The organism is Proteus sp. TSJ240517 (assembly GCF_047921575.1).
Lineage (GTDB): Bacteria > Pseudomonadota > Gammaproteobacteria > Enterobacterales > Enterobacteriaceae > Proteus.
In genome coordinates, this window is record NZ_JBLRMH010000013.1 from 20,734 (window position 1) to 28,967 (window position 8,234).

Annotated in this window: 7 protein-coding genes; all 7 read right to left on the reverse strand. The window is 43.2% G+C overall.

All coding sequences use genetic code 11. From position 1 onward, the window contains the following. Nucleotides 1–120: 120 nt before the first annotated feature. Complete coding sequence (rpoB, locus tag ACNARN_RS18030) at nt 121–4,149, reverse strand: DNA-directed RNA polymerase subunit beta (protein ID WP_109374341.1); 4,029 nt, start codon at nt 4,147–4,149, stop codon at nt 121–123. Nucleotides 4,150–4,498: 349 nt separating this feature from the next. Beyond that, nucleotides 4,499–4,864, reverse strand: coding sequence for a 50S ribosomal protein L7/L12 (gene rplL / locus ACNARN_RS18035; RefSeq protein ID WP_023583093.1), 366 nt, complete (start codon nt 4,862–4,864; stop codon nt 4,499–4,501). Between the two features lie 63 nt (nt 4,865–4,927). Then, nucleotides 4,928–5,425 carry a 50S ribosomal protein L10 gene (rplJ, locus tag ACNARN_RS18040; RefSeq protein WP_006534706.1) on the reverse strand — a complete coding sequence of 166 codons (498 nt, stop codon included), beginning with the start codon at nt 5,423–5,425 and terminating at the stop codon, nt 4,928–4,930. Between the two features lie 326 nt (nt 5,426–5,751). After that, the gene (gene rplA, locus ACNARN_RS18045; protein ID WP_023583092.1) at nt 5,752–6,453 is read right to left on the reverse strand and encodes a 50S ribosomal protein L1; all 702 of its coding nucleotides are present in this window, start codon (nt 6,451–6,453) and stop codon (nt 5,752–5,754) included. 4 nt (nt 6,454–6,457) lie between these two features. Beyond that, nucleotides 6,458–6,886 carry a 50S ribosomal protein L11 gene (rplK, locus tag ACNARN_RS18050; RefSeq protein WP_006534703.1) on the reverse strand — a complete coding sequence of 143 codons (429 nt, stop codon included), beginning with the start codon at nt 6,884–6,886 and terminating at the stop codon, nt 6,458–6,460. A 146-nt stretch (nt 6,887–7,032) separates the two neighbouring features. Continuing rightward, on the reverse strand, nt 7,033–7,578 hold the full coding sequence (gene nusG / locus ACNARN_RS18055) for a transcription termination/antitermination protein NusG (RefSeq protein ID WP_004246900.1): 546 nt from the start codon (nt 7,576–7,578) through the stop codon (nt 7,033–7,035). A gap of 7 nt (nt 7,579–7,585) precedes the next feature. After that, a complete protein-coding gene (gene secE / locus ACNARN_RS18060; protein ID WP_023583091.1) occupies nt 7,586–7,963 on the reverse strand; it encodes a preprotein translocase subunit SecE in 378 nt (125 codons plus the stop codon). Nucleotides 7,964–8,234 lie beyond the last annotated feature (271 nt).

The following is an 8,234-nucleotide window of genomic DNA, read 5'->3' on the forward strand; positions in this document are numbered from 1 at the left end:
AATGGCTCCTGTCGGAGTTAGACCTGCCAGGCAAATGACCCCTGTCATTCACCCCTTTAAACCAGTGTAGTCACTGTTTGACAGACTGCCATTTCTAGCAGTCTGTCTATATGGAATCCGTTATTCGTCTTCCAATTCGATGTTGATACCCAGTGAACGGATCTCTTTCAACAATACGTTGAACGACTCTGGCATACCTGGTTCCATCTGATGGTTACCATCAACGATGTTTTTGTACATTTTGGTACGACCGTTAACGTCATCCGACTTAACAGTAAGCATTTCTTGAAGAGTATAAGCTGCACCGTATGCTTCCAGTGCCCACACTTCCATCTCCCCGAAACGCTGTCCACCAAACTGTGCTTTACCACCAAGAGGTTGCTGAGTAACCAAGCTGTACGAACCAGTAGAACGGGCGTGCATCTTGTCATCAACTAAGTGGTTCAGTTTCAGCATGTACATGTAACCAACAGTTACTGGACGCTCAAATTGTTCACCTGTACGACCATCGAAAAGTGTAATCTGACCAGAAGTTGGAAGATCAGCTAATTTCAGCATCTCTTTAATTTCCATTTCTTCTGCACCATCGAACACTGGTGTTGCGGTTGGCATACCTTTTTTCAGGTTTTCAGCCAGACGTAACACTTCTTCATCGCTGAAGGTGTCCAGATCAACTTTCTGACGAGGTGCCATACCCAGATCGTAAGCTTTCTGGATAAATTCACGTAATTTAGCAACTTCTTGTTGCTGTTTCAGCATCGCGTTGATCTTATCACCGATACCTTTAGCAGCCATACCCAAGTGAGTTTCAAGGATCTGACCGATGTTCATACGTGATGGTACACCCAGTGGGTTCAATACGAGGTCTACTGGATTGCCGTTTTCATCATATGGCATGTCTTCAATTGGGTTAATCTTAGAGATAACACCCTTGTTACCATGACGACCCGCCATCTTATCACCAGGTTGGATCTGACGTTTAACAGCCAGGTAAACCTTAACGATTTTCAGCACGCCTGGTGCTAAATCATCACCTTGAGTGATTTTACGACGTTTAGCTTCCAGTTTCTTCGCGAACTCAGCTTTCAGTTCATCATACTGTTCTGCTAATTGTTCTAACTGGTTTTGCTTCTCTTCATCCGCAATACCCAGCTCTAACCAACGTTCACGAGGTAATTTATCTAATTTCTCAGCTTCAATACCGCCAGCAATCAGAACACCACGGATACGAGCGAATAGACCAGCTTCAAAGATACGCAGTTCTTCAGTTAAGTCTTTTTTAACTTCACGTAACTGTGATTCTTCGATTTCTAATGCACGTTTATCTTTTTCTACGCCATCACGGGTGAAGACTTGTACGTCGATAACTGTACCAGACACACCATTAGGAACACGCAGAGAAGAATCTTTAACATCAGACGCTTTTTCACCGAAGATAGCACGCAGCAGTTTCTCTTCTGGAGTCAGTTGAGTTTCACCTTTAGGTGTTACTTTACCAACCAGAATGTCACCACCTTTCACTTCAGCACCGATATAAACGATACCTGATTCATCCAGTTTAGATAACGCTGCTTCACCGACGTTCGGGATATCAGCAGTGATCTCTTCAGGCCCTAACTTAGTATCACGAGAGACACAAGCAAGTTCTTGAATATGGATAGTAGTGAAACGATCTTCTTGAACAACACGTTCAGATACAAGGATGGAGTCCTCGTAGTTATAACCATTCCATGGCATAAATGCCACGCGCATGTTTTGACCTAATGCTAACTCACCAAGGTCTGTTGAAGGACCATCGGCTAACACGTCACCACGATCAACAGGTTCACCTAAAGATACGCAAGGAGTTTGGTTAATACATGTGTTCTGGTTAGAACGAGTGTATTTAGTCAAGCTGTAGATATCGATGCCCGCTTCACCAGCGTAAGTCTCTTCTTCGTTAACTTTGATAACGATACGAGAAGCATCAACATACTGAACAACACCACCACGTTTAGCAACCGCAGTAACACCGGAGTCAACCGCTACCGCACGTTCCATACCTGTACCTACCAGTGGTTTATCACCACGAAGTGTAGGAACAGCCTGACGTTGCATGTTCGCACCCATCAATGCACGGTTGGCGTCATCGTGTTCAAGGAATGGGATCAGTGAAGCACCGACAGAAACAACCTGTTGGGTTGAAACGTCCATGTACTGAACTTGGTCACGACTAAATAAGCTTGACTCACCTTTATGACGGCAAGTAACTAATTCTTCAACGAAGTGATTGTCATCGTCTAATACGGAGTTAGCCTGAGCAATGATGAAGTTACCTTCTTCGATTGCAGACAGATAGTGAATTTCATCTGTTACGGCATTGTTTTCAACAACACGGTAAGGCGTTTCTAGGAAACCGTACTCATTAGTCTGTGCATAAACAGATAATGAGTTGATAAGACCGATGTTTGGACCTTCAGGTGTTTCGATTGGGCACACACGACCGTAGTGAGTTGGGTGTACGTCTCGAACTTCGAAGCCTGCACGTTCACGGGTCAAACCACCAGGGCCTAATGCAGAAATACGACGTTTGTGCGTAATTTCTGATAGCGGGTTATTCTGATCCATAAACTGTGATAACTGGCTAGAACCAAAGAATTCTTTGACAGCAGCAGAAATCGGTTTTGCGTTGATCATATCTTGTGGCATTAATGCATCAAGATCGCCTAAAGATAGACGCTCTTTAACTGCACGTTCAACACGCACCAGACCAACACGGAATTGGTTTTCAGCCATTTCGCCAACAGAACGAATACGACGGTTACCTAAGTGGTCAATATCATCCACTTCACCTTTACCATTACGGATATCAATCAGTTTTCTCATTACTTCAATGATATCTTCTTGGCTTAGGATGCCAGAACCTTCAACTTCGTCACGGCCTAAAGAACGGTTGAACTTCATACGACCAACAGCAGACAGATCATAACGATCTTCAGAGAAGAATAAGTTCTCAAATAAATTTTCTGCTGCTTCGCGTGTAGGTGGTTCACCAGGACGCATCATGCGATAGATTTCAACTAATGCGCTTAAACGATCGTTTGTAGGATCGACGCGAACAGTTTCTGAAATATAAGCACCATGATCTAAGTCATTGGTAAACAGTGTTTCAATCGTTTTATGACCAGCTTGACTTAAGCGAGCTAACACATCTAAAGAGATTTCCATGTTAGCAGCACAAATCAGTTCACCTGTCGCTTCATCAATATAGTCACGAGCAACCACTTTACCTGCAATGTATTCAACAGGTACTTCAATGCGGTCAACTTGCTCTTTTTCTAATTGACGAATATGGCGAGCGGTAATACGACGGCCTTTTTCGACATACACTTTGCCGTTTGCTTCAATATCAAATGAAGCAGTTTCACCACGCAGACGTTCAGGCACTAATGTCATCATCAGCTTGTTGTTGCTGATTTCAAACAATGTTTTTTCGAAGAATAATCCTAAGATTTCTTCAGTGCTGTAATTCATTGCGCGTAAAATGATAGTCGCAGGTAATTTACGGCGACGGTCAATACGGACAAAAAGGTTATCTTTAGGGTCGAATTCGAAGTCTAACCATGAGCCACGATAAGGGATAATACGTGCGTTATACAGTACCTTACCTGAAGAGTGTGTTTTACCTTTGTCACTATCAAAGAACACACCAGGGCTACGGTGTAACTGGGAAACGATAACACGCTCAGTACCATTGATAACAAAGGTACCATTATCGGTCATTAATGGGATTTCACCCATATAGACTTCTTGTTCTTTGATGTCTTTAACGGTGCCTTCTGGGGCTTCACGTTCATAAATGACCAGACGCAGTTTTACACGCAGAGGTGCAGAATAAGTTACACCGCGGATCTGACATTCTTTAACATCAAAAACAGGCTCGCCTAAGCGGTAGCTGACATATTGTAATTCAGCATTACCACTGTAGCTTTGGATAGGAAATACGGAGCGGAAAGCTGCTTCCAGACCGTTTTGACCATCAGGATCTTGCTCGATGAACTTCTGGAACGAGTCAAGTTGGATAGAAAGGAGATAGGGAACATCCAGAACTTGTGGACGTTTACCAAAATCCTTACGAATACGTTTTTTCTCGGTATAGGAGTAAACCATAGGGTTCCTCAGCTCGCTGAAAAGTGACCCACTCTGCCTGTCCTTAACTTTAAGGATGGCTCGACATTCTGCAAACACTGTTTTTTTGTAGGTAGGAAAACAACTATTTTCCGAATATTTATTGCTATTACTCTTAAATCATTTCATTGTGCCAAGATCACTACCGAGCTTTCGAGAACGTGGATCGTAGTGACTAACACAGTATATTAAGTCGTCAATAGCAAAAAATATTGAAGTAATGAGACACCAAAAAAGTGTGAAAAAGTGACTCTTACCTTACAGCGCAAAAAGGCTGGTGACCAAAAAATCACCAGCCATCAGCCGTTAGGCTGCACTCTGGGAAGTTAAATTATTTAACTTCAACCTCAGCGCCTGCTTCTTCCAGAGCTTTCTTCAGAGCTTCAGCATCATCTTTGCTTACGCCTTCTTTAAGAGCTGCTGGTGCAGATTCTACTAAGTCTTTAGCTTCTTTCAGGCCAAGACCGGTAGCGCCACGTACTGCTTTGATTACTGCTACTTTGTTACCGCCGATAGCTTTCAGGATAACGTCAAATTCAGTTTTCTCTTCAGCAGCTTCTGCTGGACCCGCAGCAACAGCAACAGCTGCAGCAGCAGATACACCGAATTTTTCTTCCATCATAGAGATCAGTTCAACAACGTCCATTACAGACATTTCAGCAACTGCGTTTAAGATATCGTCTTTAGAAATAGACATAACAAGTGTTCCTAAAATTCAGAAAAAGTTTATACGTAAATAAAGCAACGAAGAAATTGGCTATTAAGCAGCTTCTTTCTGATCGCGCAGAGCAGCCAGAGTGCGAACCAATTTGCCTGCAGAGGCTTCTTTCATGGTTGCCATCAGGCGTGCGATTGCTTCATCGTAAGTTGGGAGTGTAGCCAGACGATCGATGTTCGAACCTGGGATAAACTCACCTTCAAAGGCAGCCGCTTTAATCTCGAATGCTGGGTTCGCTTTCGCGAAATCTTTGAACAGACGAGCAGCAGCGCCCGGATGTTCAGCAGAAAATGCAATCAAGGTTGGACCAACAAATGCATCTTTCAGTACTTCATAAGAAGTACCTTCAACAGCACGACGCAGAAGTGTGTTACGTACTACACGTACAGTAACGCCAGCTTCACGACATGCTTTACGCAGTTCGGTCATTTTAGCTACAGTAACGCCACGGGAATCCGCAACAACTGCAGAAAGCGCACCTTTGGCAACTTCGCTGACTTCAGCAACAATCGCTTGTTTGTCTTGAAGATTTAGTGCCATTAGCTTCTTGCTCCTGGATTAACCGAGTAAAAACTCGGGACTCACATCACTTATTACCACAATGGTATAAGCGCTAAAACACGGTGAGTAGAATCCAGAATATATAATTCTTTATTGGCTCTCTCACCGTCTACGCAGGAAAATTAAGTAATTACTTACACCTGCGGTCTTGGACGGGGTCTGGATAGGCCAGACTCCAACCGAAATTCAGAGAATTTAGTTATGTCGACTTGAATAAAATACAACATAGCTAAACTCAAGGCGTCAAATTCTATACAAATTTGACGCCAAGGTAAAGTCTTTTATGACTTTAGTCTAATCTAAGATTAAACTGTCGCGCTTAAGCTAGCTTGATCAATCGCAACACCTGCACCCATAGTGGTAGACAGGCTTACTTTCTTGATATAAACGCCTTTCGCTGCTGATGGTTTTGCTTTTTTCAGAGCAACCAGCAGAGCTTCTAAGTTTTCTTTCAACTGTGCTTCGTTGAAATCAACTTTACCGATAGTGGTATGGATAATACCATTTTTGTCGTTACGGTAACGAACCTGACCAGCTTTAGCATTTTTAACTGCTTCAGCAACGTTAGGAGTTACAGTACCCACTTTCGGGTTTGGCATTAAGCCACGTGGGCCAAGGATTTGACCTAATTGACCTACAACGCGCATTGCATCTGGAGATGCGATAACAACGTCAAAGTCCATTTCGCCAGCTTTAACTTTAGCAGCTAAGTCGTCCATACCGACTAATTCAGCGCCTGCTTCTTTAGCAGCTTCTGCATTTGCACCTTGTGCGAATACAGCAACGCGAACTGAACGGCCAGTACCGTGTGGAAGTACAGTTGCACCACGAACGTTTTGATCTGATTTACGTGCATCGATGCCAAGGTTAACAGCAACGTCAACGCTTTCAACGAATTTAGCAGTAGCCAGTTCTTTCAGTAAAGCAACAGCTTCAGCAATTTCGTACTGTTTAGTTACTTCAACTTTCTCACGGATATTGCGCATGCGCTTGGTTAGTTTAGCCATCAGATTAATCCTCCACTACCAGGCCCATGGAACGAGCAGTACCAGCAATTGAACGCATCATAGCTTCAACGTCAGCACCAGTCAGGTCCGCAGCTTTAGTTTCTGCGATTTCACGAACTTGAGCAGAAGTAATTTTACCTACTTTCTCTTTGTTCGGTTTGCCAGAACCTGATTTCACGCCCGCCGCTTTCTTCAGCAGAACTGCTGCTGGAGGAGTTTTGGTAACGAAAGTGAAAGAACGGTCAGCATAAACTGTAATAACAACAGGAATTGGTAAACCTTTTTCTACGCTTTCAGTTTTAGCGTTGAATGCTTTACAGAATTCCATGATGTTAACACCTTGTTGACCCAGAGCTGGACCAACTGGTGGACTTGGATTAGCCATACCTGCAGAAACTTGCAGTTTGATATAGGCTTGGACTTTCTTAGCCATTAATTAATTCCTCAATTTGGGTATATCGCCCGGCTAGGGCTCCCCGATTTTACTTTGTTCTGTCTTATGACAAAACAACTCAAAACGAAAGGTGGAAAATTGTAGATAACTTTTCCACCTTTTGCAAGAAAGCAGCGTAAAAAGGTTTAACCTTTTTCAACCTGACTAAAGTCTAATTCAACTGGTGTTGCACGACCAAAGATTGATACAGAGACTTTTAAGCGGCTTTTTTCGTAATCAACTTCTTCAACAACACCATTAAAGTCAGCGAATGGACCATCGCTAACACGAACCATTTCACCTGGTTCAAACAGTGTTTTAGGACGCGGTTTATCACCAACTTGTTGTAAGCGATTCATAATCGCATCAACTTCTTTATCGCTAATTGGTGCAGGTCTGTCTGACGTTCCGCCAATGAATCCCATAACACGAGGTACATTACGTACTAAGTGCCAAGTTGCATCGTTCATGACCATTTGGACAAGAACATACCCTGGGAAAAATTTACGCTCACTTTTGCGACGTTGACCGCTACGGATCTCAACCACTTCTTCGGTTGGAACCATAACTTCGCCGAATGAGTCTTCCATTTCGTTTAATTTGATATGTTCACGCAGAGACTGTGCAACACGGCCTTCAAAGCCTGAAAATGCCTGAATGACATACCAGCGTTTTTTTGGAGAATCAGTCATGAACACCTCACAGGCCAGTAATAAATGAAACAAAACGAACCAGAATGCCATCCAGTCCCCAAAGAACTAATGACACAATAGCCGTCACCGCAGCAACAATCAGAGTTGTCTGCAATGTTTCTTGACGTGTTGGCCATACTACTTTACGCATTTCAATACGCGCTTCACGAGCAAATGCTAACGTTGCTTTACCTTGTGTTGTCCACAACGCGATCCCACCTGCTGCTACGAACAAAGCAACAACAGCTAAAGCTCGCAACGCTAGGTTAAATTCACGGTAAAGATAGTTGCCACCCACTGCTACTGCCAGCAATAAAACGGTAATGATCCACTTAGCGATATCACCACCGCGTTTGCTATCTTGAGCTCCGCTATTCGCACTCATAAATTAACCTGTCACTATGATGTAAATAAATAGCCAGCTTGCCTCGCAAGAGCAAAACAAATCAGACTAACCATAAAATCAACTATGATTGCATCTGACACAGTGTCATATCTCTATGACATTCGTATCTGCAAGATACTGGACTCGATTCGTTGTATCAGAGCCTATCTCACCAATAATTTACAACAAACTAGTGATGAGATAGGTTCTTTTTCAAACAACGCATAAAAAGGGCATCAATTGATGCCCTTTTTTAGGAAATTACGCGAGT